At 36.9% G+C, this 16,581-nt stretch carries 13 protein-coding genes; 7 read left to right on the top strand and 6 right to left on the bottom strand.

Annotated features, from left to right (window positions below):
* The first annotated feature begins 30 nt into the window (after positions 1 to 30).
* Both ACFIMQ_RS02485 and ACFIMQ_RS02480 read left to right on the top strand, forming a co-directional pair.
* A complete protein-coding gene (locus ACFIMQ_RS02485) occupies positions 31 to 294 on the top strand; it encodes an accessory factor UbiK family protein (protein ID WP_375616075.1) in 264 nt (87 codons plus the stop codon).
* A 376-nt stretch (positions 295 to 670) separates the two neighbouring features.
* Entirely contained in the window at positions 671 to 1,171 is a 501-nt protein-coding gene (locus ACFIMQ_RS02480; RefSeq protein WP_375607755.1) for a YbjN domain-containing protein, read from the top strand.
* 46 nt (positions 1,172 to 1,217) lie between these two features.
* Here ACFIMQ_RS02480 and ACFIMQ_RS02475 read toward each other — a convergent pair whose 3' ends face one another.
* Together ACFIMQ_RS02475 and ACFIMQ_RS02470 are read right to left on the bottom strand one after the other, a co-directional pair.
* Positions 1,218 to 2,558 carry an ATP-binding protein gene (locus tag ACFIMQ_RS02475; RefSeq protein WP_375616076.1) on the bottom strand — a complete coding sequence of 447 codons (1,341 nt, stop codon included), beginning with the start codon at positions 2,556 to 2,558 and terminating at the stop codon, positions 1,218 to 1,220.
* A gap of 8 nt (positions 2,559 to 2,566) precedes the next feature.
* Positions 2,567 to 3,271: a response regulator gene (locus tag ACFIMQ_RS02470; protein WP_375616077.1), complete on the bottom strand. Its 705-nt coding sequence runs from the start codon at positions 3,269 to 3,271 to the stop codon at positions 2,567 to 2,569.
* 142 nt (positions 3,272 to 3,413) lie between these two features.
* On the opposite strand from ACFIMQ_RS02470, the gene ACFIMQ_RS02465 reads away from it, so the two are divergent.
* Positions 3,414 to 4,064, top strand: coding sequence for an MBL fold metallo-hydrolase (locus tag ACFIMQ_RS02465; protein ID WP_375616078.1), 651 nt, complete (start codon positions 3,414 to 3,416; stop codon positions 4,062 to 4,064).
* A 71-nt stretch (positions 4,065 to 4,135) separates the two neighbouring features.
* Here ACFIMQ_RS02465 and ACFIMQ_RS02460 read toward each other — a convergent pair whose 3' ends face one another.
* The 3 genes from ACFIMQ_RS02460 to ACFIMQ_RS02450 form a co-directional block, all read right to left on the bottom strand.
* Complete coding sequence (locus tag ACFIMQ_RS02460) at positions 4,136 to 4,942, bottom strand: BA14K family protein (RefSeq protein ID WP_375616079.1); 807 nt, start codon at positions 4,940 to 4,942, stop codon at positions 4,136 to 4,138.
* A gap of 687 nt (positions 4,943 to 5,629) precedes the next feature.
* The gene (uvrB, locus tag ACFIMQ_RS02455) at positions 5,630 to 7,939 is read right to left on the bottom strand and encodes an excinuclease ABC subunit UvrB (RefSeq protein WP_375703312.1); all 2,310 of its coding nucleotides are present in this window, start codon (positions 7,937 to 7,939) and stop codon (positions 5,630 to 5,632) included.
* Between the two features lie 260 nt (positions 7,940 to 8,199).
* The gene (locus tag ACFIMQ_RS02450; protein ID WP_375703384.1) at positions 8,200 to 8,514 is read right to left on the bottom strand and encodes an SH3 domain-containing protein; all 315 of its coding nucleotides are present in this window, start codon (positions 8,512 to 8,514) and stop codon (positions 8,200 to 8,202) included.
* A gap of 325 nt (positions 8,515 to 8,839) precedes the next feature.
* Between ACFIMQ_RS02450 and greA the strand changes: the two genes are divergently transcribed.
* Both greA and ACFIMQ_RS02440 read left to right on the top strand, forming a co-directional pair.
* Positions 8,840 to 9,313: a transcription elongation factor GreA gene (gene greA / locus ACFIMQ_RS02445; RefSeq protein WP_375616082.1), complete on the top strand. Its 474-nt coding sequence runs from the start codon at positions 8,840 to 8,842 to the stop codon at positions 9,311 to 9,313.
* Between the two features lie 16 nt (positions 9,314 to 9,329).
* Complete coding sequence (locus ACFIMQ_RS02440; RefSeq protein ID WP_375616083.1) at positions 9,330 to 10,388, top strand: glycosyltransferase family 4 protein; 1,059 nt, start codon at positions 9,330 to 9,332, stop codon at positions 10,386 to 10,388.
* A gap of 1,255 nt (positions 10,389 to 11,643) precedes the next feature.
* On the opposite strand, the gene ACFIMQ_RS02435 is transcribed toward ACFIMQ_RS02440, so the two are convergent.
* Entirely contained in the window at positions 11,644 to 13,038 is a 1,395-nt protein-coding gene (locus tag ACFIMQ_RS02435) for a TrkH family potassium uptake protein (protein ID WP_375616084.1), read from the bottom strand.
* A gap of 311 nt (positions 13,039 to 13,349) precedes the next feature.
* Between ACFIMQ_RS02435 and trxB the strand changes: the two genes are divergently transcribed.
* Both trxB and ACFIMQ_RS02425 read left to right on the top strand, forming a co-directional pair.
* On the top strand, positions 13,350 to 14,306 hold the full coding sequence (gene trxB / locus ACFIMQ_RS02430) for a thioredoxin-disulfide reductase (protein WP_375616085.1): 957 nt from the start codon (positions 13,350 to 13,352) through the stop codon (positions 14,304 to 14,306).
* A 41-nt stretch (positions 14,307 to 14,347) separates the two neighbouring features.
* Positions 14,348 to 15,253: a LysR family transcriptional regulator gene (locus ACFIMQ_RS02425; RefSeq protein WP_375616086.1), complete on the top strand. Its 906-nt coding sequence runs from the start codon at positions 14,348 to 14,350 to the stop codon at positions 15,251 to 15,253.
* Positions 15,254 to 16,581 lie beyond the last annotated feature (1,328 nt).

Here is a 16,581-nt window from a genome sequence, read left to right as displayed (position 1 = left end):
GTTAATAATTAAAATTTAAGGAAAAATGTTATGCGTAATGGATCAAACCGTATTCTTGATGAATTAGCGAAATTAGCAACAGATGCTGCTGGCGTTGCGCAAGGTATACGACGTGAAGCTGGAACAGCTTTTCGTGTGCAGGCTGAAAAGATAGCAAACAAACTTGATCTTGTTTCACGCGAAGAATTTGAGACTTTTAAGGAGATGGTGCTAAAAATTCATGCTGATAATGTTGATTTGAAAAGGCGCCTTGATGATTTAGAAAAAAATGCAGACACGAAAAAAGTAAAATAGTTTTTCTAAAAAAAAATCTTTTAAAAATATCCCCAATTTTTCAATGTGATGCATGAAACTAAAAAATGCTTAATCTTGAGTCTATTAGAGAGAAGCGTTTATTTATTTTTGATTTTTTTTGGGGTAAAAGTACATTTTTTTGAATCAGGGGGGCTGGCGCTATCAAATTGTATCAATACACTGAAAAAACTTGATGATTCGTTTCATGATTATCAGGTTTCCTTAAAGAGCGCGATTATGTTCTAGGTGTTTGTGTTTTTGTTGATGTTTTAAATGTGTATTTGTTTGGTGTAAGAGGTTTGATTGTAGCAAATATTGTTACAATTTAAGCGGTTTATATTCTGTTGACAATGTTTTAAGATGATTGAGGATTGTGATGAGGCTTGCATTTTGCGCCACAGAAAGAAAAGAGCATCCTGTTGATTTTATCGAACAGATTGCTTGTGAATATGATTGGTCGTTTGAGCGAGATGCGCAAGATGAAATTAGCGTTTGTGTGGAAGGGAAACGGGCCAATTATCGTCTTGCTTTTTCATGGATAGAAGAGCATGAAGCACTTCATTTGGCTTGTTCATTTGATCTTTCTATTGAACATGCCCGAACAGCCGAAATACAGCGCTTATTGCTAGCAATTAATGAAAAATTGTTGTTGGGACATTTTGATTATTGGCAAAGAAATAACTCGGTTATTTATCGACAAGGTCTTCTTTTGGCTGGTGGGGCGCATCCATCCCATATACAAGTTGAAACATTGTTGATACATGCACTTAAAGCCTGTGAAAGCCATTATGTTGCATTTCAGATGGTGGCTTTATCGGGAGAAAGCGCTTACAAGGCACTGCAATACACTTTGTTTGAAACTGTAGGGAATGCCTAAAATATCAAGTTTGTTATTTTTTACAGACTGTTTACTGAAATATGATTCATCGGGGGATATCAAGAATAGCGCGCAATCCCCCGAGTGGGCTCTCATCTAATTGTATATTGCCACCATGGCTGCGTGCTATGTCTTGGGCAATAGAAAGACCAAGCCCTGTTCCACTTGCATCTTGATTTCGTGCTTTATCAAGTCGAAAGAATGGCTTAAAAACTTCTGTGCGCATATTTTTATGAATTCCAGGTCCATTATCATCGATTATCAATATAAAGGATTCTTGTTGAGAGTTAGCAGTTAGTTTAACGGTCGTGCTGTGACAAAATGCATTTGATACAAGATTGCTGACCAAGCGTGTGAAAGCACGGGGACGTACTTGTATTTCTGTAGGACCTTCAATAGTGTAAGAAAATTGACGTTTGTGTAGATGAGCATCGGCGGAGAATTTTTCCATAAGAGCATTTAAATCAAAAGTCTTGACACTTTCACTTCCTTCACCTCGAGCAAAAGCAAGATAATCTTCTAACATATTTTGCATGTCACTTACATCTTGCTCAAGCGGTTTAATATCAAAGTCAGTATTTGCTAATGCTAGCTGAAGTTTAAAACGTGTAAGAATAGTTCTTAAATCATGGCTTACGCCTGAAAGCATCATCGTGCGTTGTTCTATTTGGCGTTCAATACGTTCACGCATGCGTAAAAAAGCAATGCCTGCGCGACGGACTTCATCGGCTCCTTGTGGTTGAAATCCTTTTGGTAAGGGACGACCTCGCCCAAAACTTTCAGCCGCTTCAGCAAGTTGTTGAATTGGTTTTATTTGATTGCGCAAGAAATAAATTGCTATCAACAATAAAACAAGAGCTGTTCCTACCATCCAGCTTAAAAAAATAGAGGTATTGGAAGCATAGGCTTGGCTGCGTGGAGCGAAGACACGCAAGATGTTGTGACCAAGGTGGACACGGATTTCAACAAGATCAGAATCTCCTACGGTATCAATCCAGAAGGGACGGTTGATTTGGCGGGTGATTTCTTCGCTTAGAAAATAATCAAGAATTGCAAAAAATGGCTTAGGTCCTGGTGGGGGTAAGGGGGCAGGAGAGAGAATAGAAATGTTTAATCCCATACGTTGTTGTGCAATACGCTTGATATCTTCATAGTTATCTTGTTGTGGATATGTTTCAATAATATCAATAATGGCTGAAATATCATGCACGACAGCAGTTGAAAGACGCTCGGTTACCATTTGCCAATGACGTTCCATAAAGACGTAAGCAATGACCGTTTGCAGAAGTACCATGGGAGCAATAATAATGATCAAAGAACGAGCATAAAGCCGTTTAGGCATTTTTTTCGTTAGCCATCGAAAAAAAAATCTTAAAGGTTTGAACATTCTTGCGCCTATTCAATTGAGAGTTTATACCCTATTCCTCGCACAGTTTGGAGCCATATAGGAAGTGCTGGATTTTTTTCGATCTTACGGCGAAGGCGGTTGATTTGTACATCAATGGCACGTTCACCGATAGTGTTGTCACCCATTGCAAATTTATGACGCGGAATGATGTCACCTGCATTTTCGGCAAAAATGACCATCATTTTTTGTTCTTTATCGGTTAATTTAATAATTTCTCCTCCTTTTTTGAGTTCGCGCCGTGAAATTGAAAATATATAAGGACCAAAAACGATTTGCTCAATTTTAGGTTGGCTAAGGGGAAAACCTCGTCGTAAAATGGCGTTGATGCGAAGGAGAAGTTCACGAGGGTCAAATGGCTTAGCCAGATAATCATCTGCGCCTGCTTCTAATCCACGGATACGATTGTCTGTTTCTGATAAAGCGGTAAGCATGAGGATAGGAACATCTTTTGTTTGGCGGAGTGAATGGGTAAGGCTGATACCGTTTTCACCAGGCATCATGACATCAACAATCAGAAGATCAAAATCTAAATTTGCCAACAGTCGTCTTGCTTCATTGGCATTGGCTGAAACTGAAACACGAAATCCATTTTTAATGAGAAACTGAAATAAAAGATTGCGAATACGTGTATCGTCATCAATCACAAGGAGGTGAGGGGCATCATCACACAAAACTTGAACGTGATTGGTCATTTTTCAAAACCTTTAAACTAACTTTTCAAAAGATTTAAGTCTACATAAGTTGCATAAAGCTGTCGAGCAGGCTATTTTACTATTAGAGTAAAAGGAAATATTTCTTATAAACTTGAAAAAAATTATTTTTGCAAAGGGTTTTATGAGTCATTTTAGTACACAGATCATTCCGGTTACGCCTTTTCAGCAAAATTGCACTCTGCTTTTTGATAAGGAACAAAAAGTGGGGGTTCTAGTGGATCCTGGTGGAGATTGGCTTCGAATTCAAGAAGTCATTAAAAAGAAAGGTATTACCGTTGAAGCTATTTGGATAACACATGGTCATTTTGATCATGTGGGAGCAGCAATGCAAGCAAAAGAGAACCTTGGAGTTAAAATTATTGGTTCACATCGCGATGATAAGCCGGTGATGGATGCCGTGAGCGAAAGCGCAAAAAATTATGGCATCACTGATGCTTGCATCTGTATTCCTGACCAATGGTTAGAAGATGGTGAGTGCGTTCGTTTTGCTGAACATGTGTTCAAGGTTTTTCATACACCAGGGCATTCCCCTGGTCATGTCATTTATTTCAATGAAAAAGAACGCTTCGCTTTATTGGGGGATGTTCTTTTTCGTGGTTCTATTGGACGCACGGACTTCCCTTTCTGTTCTCATGAAAAATTGATGCAATCTCTTCGAGAAAAAGTTTTACCTTTAGGCGATGACGTTCGTTTCATCTGTGGGCATGGTCCTGGAAGTTATCTAGGCTATGAACGCCAAAACAATCCTTTTCTTCAAGAGGCTAACATATGAGCAAACAAAAAAAACGCTTCAAAGCGTTTTTTTTGTGGCATTTAAGATTTCTCTAGTAAGTTGTCAAAAAGTTAATTTATTGGGGCATAACAAAGGTGTTCGACACCGTTACGGTCTCGGAAAGTCCCTGTTTTAGGGTTGAAAGAACGGTATTTTTTCTTGCAATATTGAAGCCAATCAGATTCCCATGATTGTTGGAGTGGCTGATACGTTGCCGTTTGCTGCACTTCATAGATTATCTGTTCTTGTGGAATTTGTTGATACACCACCATTTGCTGTGGTGCGGTTTGATAGACAATTTGTGGCTGTTCTGGTTTTTTAAAAACTGTACCAAGAATTGTACCTGTTGCAAGACCAAGAACACCCATTGCTAAAGCATCTCCTGAGTTGTCTATATGAATATTACGGTGTTTTGTCTTTTTGCGCTCGACGTAATGATATGTTTTGTTTTCAACATGATGATAATGGTGGTGGTGATGATGATGGTGTTGTTGTTGTTTTTGTTGTTGTTCCGTCTTACTATGTTTGGCTTTCAATCTGCTCTTGTTATCATCAAAACTCTTGTGGAAATCATCAACAAACTTTTGGAAATCATCAGAAAAAAAGCCACGTTTTTTATGAGAAGAATGGGAGCTAAAATTGTGAGATGGAAAATCAGCTCTCCTATTCATATTCTTCATCGTATCATCTATTCGTTTATCTATATCTCTCATCGTATTATCTATTCGCTTATTTATATCTCTCATCGTATTATCTATTTTTCTCGTAACATAGTCACTATGATCCCATGCCATATCCGCAAGCGTTGTATCTAACGGCATCAAAACGGTTACAGTTGACATTGCTGATAATACCGCTAGCTTGATCACTTTTTTCATAATGATGCTCCTTATTTAAATTCTTATTTTTCACATCCTACACGTATCAAACTGAATAGACCCTGAATAATTTGGGACTTTATTGTGACAAAACAAATAAATAAGCCATTTAGTAAAACCTATCACAGATACAGTAAAATAAAATCATGACAAAATTTTGATTTCAATTATTGTATTTAATTGATAAGATTGTATTGGTAGTAGATGATTTTTACTATGTTGTATAAAGTATTTATTTGGGAACAATTTGTTCATATCAATTAATTTAATGTAATTTAATAACTATTTTATAAATAAATCCTATATTTTATCACTATATAATTATAATTATGATTAATATTAAATTATATATTATAGTATAACCGTATAAATATAATATATTTGTAGTAATATTTTGTTTAATGGGAGATATATTTTAAAATTTGTATGTATTTATTTATATTTTAGAAGTTTTTACATTTTTAAAGATTTTCATAATGGGGTTGAACAAGAAAGATTTTTTGAAAAGTCAATAAGTTTAGGCATATTTTTGTAAAATATCCTCTCTTATGTTGTCTTAGAAAAGTTGGAACATTTTTAATATTTGCGGTTATCTATTTTTAGGGCAATACTGTTTGCTCTTCATCGATAGTCAGTTTTTTAGAAGAGCTAAAGATTAGTTTTGGCGGTGTGAAATTTCTTGCTCCTTCATTGATTGCGTTTTTTTCGTTTTAGTGTTGCTTGATTAGGGGTGTTTTTACGAGATTTTCCTTTTTGATTGTCCAAAATACCAGTGTCCATGGTTGGTCCCATGTGTGCAAGGTCTGGTTTGGAGAAAAGACTTGGTTGTAACACGGACTCATGGATGGATTGTTCGCTATGATGTGTTAAGGGATTTTCCGCAAGTTCTAGTTCTATCTTTTGTAATTGTTTGATTTCATCGCGAAGGCGTGCTGCTTCTTCAAAATTAAGATCAGCAGCTGCTTCATGCATTAATTTTTCGAGGTGTTTAATATGAGATGCTAAATTGTTGCCAACCATATTTTTTTTCTCGATAACATCAGGGATATTTGTACGAATATGGTCGTTTTCATAGCCTGAATTGAGAATATCTCCGATATTTTTTTTGATACTTTTCGGTGTGATATGGTGTTCTTCATTATAGGCTATTTGTTTTTGTCGACGTCTTTGTGTCTCATGTAAGGCTCGTTTTATGGAACCAGTGATCGTATCTGCATAGAGTATAACACGGCCATCTACGTTACGTGCAGCACGTCCGATTGTTTGTATGAGGGAAGTTTCAGAGCGCAAAAAGCCCTCTTTATCGGCATCTAGAATGGCAACAAAACCACATTCTGGAATATCTAAGCCTTCTCGGAGCAAGTTGATACCGATGAGGACATCAAAGGTGCCAAGCCGAAGATCGCGTAGAATTTCAATGCGTTCTAATGTATCAATGTCGGAATGCATATAGCGTACACGAATACCTTGTTCGTGGAGATATTCCGTTAAATCTTCGGCCATACGCTTGGTTAGGACGGTCACTAGTGTGCGGTAGCCTTTTTGAATTGTTTTACGAATTTCATTGACAACATCGTCGACTTGAGTGCGTGCTGGACGAATTTCTGTTTCTGGATCAACAAGCCCTGTTGGGCGAATGATTTGTTCAGCAAAAATACCATGGGATTGTTCTATTTCCCAATGTCCAGGTGTTGCGGAGACAGCAATTGTTTGTGGGCGCATGGCATCCCATTCTTCAAAGCGCAAAGGACGGTTGTCCATACAGGAAGGGAGGCGAAAACCATATTCTGCTAAAGTTGCTTTTCTGCGAAAATCACCTCGGTACATACCACCAATTTGGGGAATGGTTACATGGCTTTCATCGATAAAAACAAGAGAATTGAGTGGAATATATTCGAATAAAGTTGGAGGTGGTTCACCGGGATTTCGTCCTGTTAAATAACGTGAATAATTTTCAATTCCCGGACATGAACCGGTGGTTTCCAACATTTCCAAATCAAAAACTGTACGTTGTTCTAAACGTTGTGCTTCTAAAAGACGTCCAGCTTCGTTCAACTCATCGAGGCGTTGAACGAGTTCCATTTTGATAGATTTTATCGCTTGGTTAAGTGTTGGGCGTGGTATTACGTAGTGTGAGTTGGCATAAATTTTAATCGATTGAAGATCGCCTGTTTTTTGTCCGGTGAGAGGATCAAATTCCGTAATTGTTTCCACTTCATCGCCAAAGAGCGAAATACGCCAAGCACGATCTTCGAGGTGGGCAGGGAAAATTTCGATTGTATCCCCTCGTACACGAAAGGAACCACGAACGAAGTTGATATCTTGTCGATAATACTGTTGAGAGACTAAATCAGCCAAGAGTTTTCGTTGATTGAGTTTGTCCCCTTTTGCTATTTGGAAGTTCATGGCCGTATAGGTTTCTACGGAACCAATTCCGTAGATGCAGGAGACAGATGCGACGATAATAACATCATCACGCTCTAAGACGGCGCGTGTTGCAGCATGACGCATCCGGTCGATTTGTTCATTAATAGAGGATTCTTTTTCAATATAAGTGTCAGATCGTGCAACATAGGCTTCTGGTTGATAATAGTCATAATAAGAAACAAAATATTCGACAGCATTGTGAGGAAAAAAGCTTTTAAATTCGCCATAAAGCTGCGCTGCTAGAGTTTTATTTGGAGCTAAAATCAGAGCTGGACGCTGTGTTTTTTCAATGATATTGGCCATTGTATAGGTTTTTCCTGAGCCGGTAACACCCAAAAGCACTTGTGTACGTTCATCTTTTTGAATCCCCTCAACCAGAGTTTTAATGGCTTGAGGTTGATCTCCTGCGGGTTTAAAAGATGTTTCGAGTTGAAATGGAATACCACCTTCAGATTTTTCAGGACGAATAGGGCGGTGAGGTGTCCATAATGCACCATTCTTAAAAAGAGGATTACCTGAAGCAATGAGAGCAGAAAGAGCTTCTACTGTTGCAGTAACACCATTTTTCATTGTTGTATCCTTTGATAGAAGCGTGCTGGTGATTTTAAAGAAAATACTAATTTTTACAATTTCATTACAACAACAGCAAAACGTTATTGAACAGATTTGTTTTGGTTTATTGGAGCTTTCATTAAGATCTTGATCAAGTTTTTTCTATGAGACGAATTCTTCGAAGTATTTCTTTGGAGGGAGCATATTTGTGATTGTTCATAGACACTATTGCATTTTTTCCATGATGATATTCAAGAGGGCATAAGTTATTATGGTTGTTATGGAGAATAATCGGTACGTTTGGGCACTAAAGGCATTGTGTATGTGTGATAAAGATCATTTCCATCTTTAAATGAAAGATAACGAGATGACACCCAACCTACTTGAGTGTTATATCGGATATGGCACCAGTTTCCTTCACAGTTTTTGACAAAAACTAATTCTCCAGCAAAGATTAAGCCGCAAAGTGCATACTGAGTGCTGGGACCTGTTCTAAAATTAAGATTTCTCGTAACAAAAGCATCTGCTGCCTCTGATATTGTTGAGGCTAAAAAGGAAGAGCCAAACATAAAAAAAATGACGATTTTTTTCATTTTTCTGTAAAGAATTTCTATCCTTCTCTCTTCATATTCCATATGATTTCTTTTACTAGATTATGATAAAACAGAAAAAAATACAATTCTTTCTTCTTTAGGATACTTTAAAGAGAAGAGTGAAGTTTAACGTTTTAAACACCAAAATGAGATGTTTTAATCACTATTCGTGCATGTTTTGTTTCCTTTATTTATTTTTGTATGGAAAACAGCGATACTGTACTATATAATAAAAAAGATCGTAGTTTTCGGATTCCAAAAGTAATTTTGGAAGCCGTTTTTTGTATTTTTATTAAACTTTCCGTGTAATAGAAAGGGACGGATTATGGAAAAAGTTCCGATGACTACAGCTGGTTTTGAAAGTCTTAAAGAAGAGTTGCGTTGGCGTCAACAACAGGAACGTCCGCGAATTATTGAAGCAATTTCTGAGGCGCGTGCGCATGGTGATTTATCAGAAAATGCTGAGTATCATGCAGCTAAAGAAGCGCAAAGTCATAATGAAGGGCGTATAAATGAGCTTGAAGATTATATCGCACGAGCAGAAGTGATAGATGTCTCGCGTCTTTCAGGTGACAAAATAAAATTTGGCGCAACCATTAAACTCTTAGATGAGGATACTGAAGAAAAAAAGGTGTATCAGATTGTAGGGGATCAAGAAGCTGATGTAAAAATTGGTAAAATCTCTATTTCTTCACCTATTGCACGTGCACTCATTGGCAAGCAAGAGGGTGATGTGATTGAGGTGAATGCGCCCGGTGGTGCGCATAATTACGAAATCATTGAGGTTCAGTACATCTAACTATGTCTAAATTGTTATGCGTATCTCTTTGGAAGAAACTGAGGTTATTGCGCCTCATTTAAAAAAGCGTTTGTCGGGAGTGACATCTACGATTATTCAGCTTATTCCACTACAGCGCGAACAGGGGGTGCGTATATCTACTCTGGGATTTGGATTACCACAAAACTTGCCTGCTCTTACCTTTAGGGACCTTTTCGGACTTTGGAAAAGTCCGAAAGGGAAATCATTTCGTATTTGGCATGCACGACGCAATATTGAGATGCTTTGTGGGATCTTTTTACGCGATATCTTGCGAATGAAGCTGAGGCTTATATTCACATCGGCTTCACAACGCCATCATAAGCCTTTTACCAAATGGTTGATTCGCCGTATGGATAGAGTTATTGCTACCAGTACGCATACGGGCGCTTATCTAGAAGTGCCTCACAAGGTTATTATGCATGGGGTGGATGTAAGGCGTTTTACGCCACCACAGACTCTTAATGATTACTTTTCTTCAACAGGATTTCCAGGAAAATATGCGGTAGGATGTTTTGGACGTGTGCGTAGCTCAAAGGGAACAGATTTATTTGTTGATGCTATGATAGCATTATTGCCCCACTATCCTGAGTGGACAGCACTTATTGCTGGTCGTACGACAGAACAACATTATCATTTTGAAAAAGAATTACGCCAAAAGATTGCTAAGGCTGATTTGAATGATCGCATTATTTTTCTTGGTGAGATTCTGGATACACCTTTATGGTATCGTCGTTTATCACTTTATGTGGCACCTTCTCGTACAGAAGGTTTCGGTTTAACACCATTAGAGGCAATGGCATCACAGGTTGCGGTTGTAACGAGTGATGCGGGAGCTTATAAAGAGTTGGTAGTAGCAGAAACAGGAACGGTTGTTCAAGCAGGAGATGGAGCGGCTTTAACAGCAGCAATTGAACCTTATTTTGCTGATGTAGAAAAAACATTAGCAGCCGGAAAGAAAGCTTTAACCCATGTTCGTACTCATTTTCCTTTGGAAAAAGAAGCAAGCAAGATTGAAAGTGTTTACAAAGAACTGTTTGCCGAAAAAACACTTTAAAATATATTATATCAAAAATCTTCTTGAGGAATGCTAAAAAGTGTTTCCTTTAAAGGTTTTTTATGATCATCAAGAAAACATCTCAATTATATAAGTGTTATTTCAAAAAATTTATCATGTCTTTCATATAACGCTATAAGAAATTCTCAAAGTTTGGGATCAAAGATTAAAAAATATACGTTTGAGAGCAATATATGGCTTATGATAAAGCATACAAGGAGAGAGAAGAATTATTTTAATTCCAGCAATATTTTAGAATAAGAAAATAATACTTTAACTTTTAAAGTCTAGAGATTTATGCACTATCTTAACGCTATCATGCTAATATTATTACGTTTTGTAAGACTTAAATGTAGAGCAAAAAAATTTTTATCTTAAAAAAGATAATGATGGTATTATTTTTATGAGAGAAGAATTTTGAGGTTTTCTGTAGTATTTTCATGGATAAAATAGTTGTGCATATTTTCGGGTAGTAGAAATTTATAAACAAAATGTGCTCTGATCAATATATTGATATCATATAAATAATTTATCCTTGCAATTTGAATAAGAACTTTGGATATTGTATGATTCTTTCATGTCAAATCTGTTTATAGTAAATCAATGAAAACTATATACTTGCACGTCACAATTGGAAGAGAGCATGTGGTGGATAAAAACTATTGAAGACAAGGTGTAAAGAGGCTTCTTATAAATTGTCTGAAATGCAGTCTGTTGTAACATTAGCAGCAGAAAAATAATATGATGGTGCTAATTTGTATCTTATGTTGTAGTTCCGGCATGCACTTTATTATTTAAGTAAAAATGATGGGACCAATCAGATCTTATACCTTTCATAAGAATTGTCGTGAAATGAATAAGATGAGTCTTGTGAGATGTTTTTTTACAAGTTTGTAAATTTGTAATAGAATGGCATTCTATTTTCCATAAAGATGTTGTTCTATTAAAGAGAACAAACACTTTTATCAGCAAATATTCATATTTTTGCATGAGAGATTATTCATAAAAAAGAATGTTTTATGTGCCTATTTTTACTGATAAAAGGGCTTAATAGAGCAAAGAGTTATATGTTATGAATATGAAAGCTCTTGGTACTTGATTATTCTTGCCGAATTATTTTTGTGTTAACTTGTATAATCATCTATATGATAATTTGATTGAAATTTCAGAAAATCTTCGGTCGATTGAGTGAAGGTTGAATATTATTACGCATATTGTTCATACTTTTTATCTTGGTAGAATAAAGTATTATGTATTAAAATTGTTCACGCCAGAAAGCGGGAATAAAAAGCACAAATATCGTTATGATTTCAAGACGTCCCGCTAACATCAAAAAACTTAAAATCCATAAAGCATTATCATTGATTGTAGAGAAATTACCTGCAGGGCCAATGATATCTCCAAAGCCTGGACCAACATTTGAAAGTGCGGTTAAGACCCCTGTAAAGGCAGAGGTAAAGTCAAGACCGGTTGTAAGCAAAAGTGCAGTGCCGATAACAAGGCAGAACATATAAAGACATACAAAAAATAAAACGGCTTGAGCAACATCGTTTGATATATTTGAGTGATCATAGCGAGCTTTTACAACAACATTAGGAGAAAGAAGTTTTTGTATATTTGTTTGTGTAATACGCCAAAGAATAATAAGGCGATTGATTTTCATGCCACCAGAAGTAGAACCAGCACACCCACCTGTAAAAGAAACAATAAAGAAAATTCCAAGCGCAAAGGGGCCCCAAAGTTGATAATCTTCGGCACTATAACCTGTGGTACTAATAATGGATGAAAGGTGAAAAATGGCATCAAGAAAAACTAAATGGAAAGCGCGATGATCATGAAACCGTAGCCACACTGCTAAAGCAAAGCTGAAAAGGAGAACGATATGGAGAAAAACAATCACTTGTGGATCAAGGAAGCGTTTGGAGTGTCCAGGAAGAACTAATTTAACATAAAGGACGAAAGGTAAAGCAGAAAGCAACATGAAGATTGTTGAGATAATTAAGATAGCTGGTGTATTAGAAAAATAGCCAAAAGAAGCATCGTGAGTCGAAAAACCAGCAGTTGCTACTGTACTCATTGCATGGTTAATGGCATCAAATAAATTCATGCCTGCAGCAAAATAAGAAAGCATACAAGCCAATGTGAGACCAACATAAGCTATGATAATTCCATTAGCAATTTGGTTGATGCGAGGCAATATTTTTTCAGATTTATCAGATGATTCCATATGAAAAAGTCGTACTCCACCCACACGCAGTGAAGGCAAAATCAAGAGGGCTAAACCGATAAAACCGATGCCTCCAATCCAGCATATGATAGAACGCCATAACAAAATACTTCGCGACAAATTATCAAGACCCGAAAGGACTGTAGAGCCTGTTGTTGTAATTCCAGAGACAGATTCAAAGATGGCACCTGCTAGAGAAATGGGTAGAGGGGAAAGATAAAGAGGTAAGGCCCCCACGATGCTTCCTGTGAGCCAAAGACAAACAGTGAGCATAAAACCAAGCCGTGCTGAAAAACGACAAGTAGCCCCCTTAGTTGCTAAAAGAATCAGCGTTGCTAACATGGTGGTTATGACACAAGAATAGAGAAAGTTTATCCAATTATGGTTGTTATCGTGCACATCCACAAAAATTGGCAAAAGCATTGCTCCTCCCATGATTAATGCAAAACGTGCACAGACATTGATAATAAATTGAAAAATGACCGTTCCCTATCTTTAATCTCTTTTTATTATAATTTTGCGCTCATAAGAATTTACGTTTTCCTCTTTATAGGATAAAGATTACCCCTTACATTAAGCATGCCTTGATGAATTGGTAATCAAACCTTTTCAGAAAACGCGAAGAGAAATATATATACAACATAATTTAGGCTGTTGAAAAATATTTTTTTAAAAGGTTGCATTTTGTTATAATTTTATAAAATAACGAAGTCATAAAAAGTGAAGGGGATTTAATGGTACAATCGCATATTCGCTTGCTTATTATTGGTTCAGGTCCGGCTGGTTATACAGCGGCGGTTTATGCGGCAAGGGCAATGCTCAAGCCGGTTTTGGTGACGGGCTTGCAGCAAGGTGGACAATTGACAATTACAACTGATGTTGAAAATTATCCAGGTTTTGCTGATCCCATTCAAGGACCATGGTTGATGGAACAAATGGCAAAACAAGCTGAGAATATGGGGACAAAAATTGTTTATGATACGATTACAAAGGCTGATTTATTAAAGTATCCTTTTACCTTATATGGGGATTCAGGAACACAATATTCTTGTGATGCGCTGATTATTGCAACAGGAGCTCAAGCACGCTGGCTTGGTTTGGAAAGTGAAAAAACCTTTATGGGTGGTGGTGTTTCTGCGTGTGCGACATGTGATGGATTTTTTTACCGTGATAAGGACGTTATTGTTGTGGGAGGAGGGAATACGGCTGTTGAAGAAGCGCTTTATTTATCACATGTAGCAAAAAGTGTAAGTGTGGTTCACCGGCGAGGGCAGTTTCGGGCAGAGAAAATTTTACAAGATAGGTTGCTGGCTTGTAATAATGTACGTGTTCTCTGGGATCATGTGGTCGAAGAAATTGTGGGGCTACCCGCTCAGGGGGCAAAGGGAGCTATTGTAACAGGGGCGCGCCTGAGAAATGTTAAAACAGGTCACGAGATGAGAGTGAATGCAGAGGGTATATTTATTGCCATTGGGCATGATCCTGCTGTTTGTCTGTTTGAAGGGCAACTGAAACAGAAGCGAGGCGGCTATTTATGGACAGCGCCGGACTCAACAGCAACAAGCATTGCTGGTGTTTTTGCGGCAGGGGATGTAACAGATGAAACATTCCGCCAAGCTGTAACAGCTGCGGGAAGGGGATGTATGGCAGCGTTGGAAGCAGAACGGTTTTTAGATATACCTAGGCGTTAGTAACTCATTGAGAACGTAGAGAATCTAGAGGTAGAATAATTGTGGCACCACCGTTAGATTGGGATAAGTTAAGGGTTTTTCACGCTGCAGCAGAAGCGGGATCTTTTACGCATGCTGCTCAAAAACTTCATTTATCCCAGTCAGCAGTTTCGCGACAAGTCTCGGCTTTAGAACAAGAGGTAGGGGTATCCCTATTTCAGCGTCATGCGCGTGGTTTGATCCTTACAGAACAGGGAAAAATTCTTTATTGTACAGCTCATGATGTTTTGATGAAGCTTGAAAGTGTACGTTTGCAATTAAGTGAAAGCTATGCAAAACCAACGGGTCACTTACGTGTGACCTCAACCTTCGGAATGGGAGCAGGGTGGATTGCAGAGCGTATGCCAGAATTTCTTAGTCTTTATCCTGATATGCAGGTTCAGCTTTTGCTTTCCGATGAAGAGCTTGATTTGACAATGTGTCATGCAGACTGTGCCGTTCGCTTACATCCACCCCAACAACCTGATCTTATACAAAGAAAATTATTTACAATTCATATGCATGTTTATGCTTCGGAAAAGTATATTGCAAACTGTGGGAAGCCAGAAACATTGTCCGAGCTCGATAACCACCGCATTATTTCGTTCGGTGAACCGGTTCCACCTTATTTATCTGGTTTAAATTGGCTAGAAAAAGCTGGTAGAAATGATGGATCATTGCGCGTTTCAATCCTACAAATAAACAATATCATCTCAATAAAGAATGCACTTATGCGTGATATTGGTATTGCTGTACTGCCCGATTATATCGTCAATAATGATGAACGATTAGTGCGTCTTTTTCCTGATATGGTTGATATTCCTTCTTTTGATACTTTTTTTTGTTATCCCTATAATTTAAAGAATTTGGCAAAGCTGAATGCTTTTCGAGATTATATTTTTTTAAAAGCCCGTCAATGGTCTTTTTAATGTTAAGGCTTTAATTTATAAGGGGGAATTAACTGTTTTACAACTTGAACGAGAGCCTCCCGTAATATTCTTTCATTTCAAATTTGCTTATATTGAATCAATTAAACCATTCTCTGCATGCGACAAATGGAGAGAGTCCGTCCGTATGGAATAAACATTTTTGAAGAAAGGGATAAAATGTCTTTTATGAACGTTCTCAAATGTAAAGGCTGTCACAATATTGGAAACGAGACAATCATATAATGGTGTGGCTTACATTTTTTATATTTAATGAAAGAGAGTGCTAGACGATTGAGGAAAATTTAAAGCTATGTGTTTATTGCATAGCAGATACGCTTAAGTCTTTATTGTGCTTTTTCTTATAAAATGACATAGAATGCTATCTCTTGATTATGTTGCCTCCCATTGCATTTTCTTGAGTGTTCCCTTACGAAGATCTGTCAGATTGATTTTATCTCTGAGGATTTTCCAAATTTGCCGGGCGTTTGTCCGGCTTTTTTTTTATTTTTAGAAGAGCCCCTAGAAATTGCATACAGGGGAAGATGATAAGAAAAAAATTTTAAAACTTATGGATATTCAATAATTTTTTTTAAGTATACTAGAGTTCAATGGGGAATTTGAGAGAGATTTGTTCTATTACGCCATAAACATTGTCTTTAGGACCTGATATAAGGTATGTAAATTTTTATATATGAAGTGCTTTTTATGAGAATGTGAGGTGAATATTTAAGATAGAGACTCGTAAATCACATGAAGTAAATCAAGTGATTAGTAGGTAGAACCATTAAGAAAGATTAGACTATTTATACAGCGGCAGGAGGTAGATTCTTCTTCGTTTTAGGGTGAAGAGGAAGGCGAAAAATAGAAAATGTTTAATTGTAAGGGCTACTTAATTATAAGAGCGATTATGTTTAAAAATACTAGGTCTTTTTTAGAGGTATAAATTAAATAGAAAAGAAAAAGTTTATCAATTCACACGCTTCTTCAAGCAGTATTTTTCAGTGTTCGCTATTTCACAACGGTATATGTGAAGAGTATATGATTTATTTTTTACAACTATTGTTACACTCATAAAGAAGCATGTTTGGTATTATTATCGTAGTTTTTGCATTTGAGATACGGAGTTATTTTTACTCTTTTTAAAGTGTTTTTATCTACACACAAACTTTGCTTGTGATATGCAAGAACACGATTTTGATTGGTTTTAGATGAACAGATTTGAAATAAGAGAATCTCTCTAGGAGAGATAATTCAAGTTAAAATCAATGAATTATTATAATTAATTATCTCTTTATATATCACGTATTATAACTTAACGTAATTATAAA

Source organism: Bartonella sp. AD13SXNS, assembly GCF_042196465.1.
Lineage (GTDB): Bacteria > Pseudomonadota > Alphaproteobacteria > Rhizobiales > Rhizobiaceae > Bartonella.
This window is presented reverse-complemented; position numbering and strand designations above follow the sequence as displayed.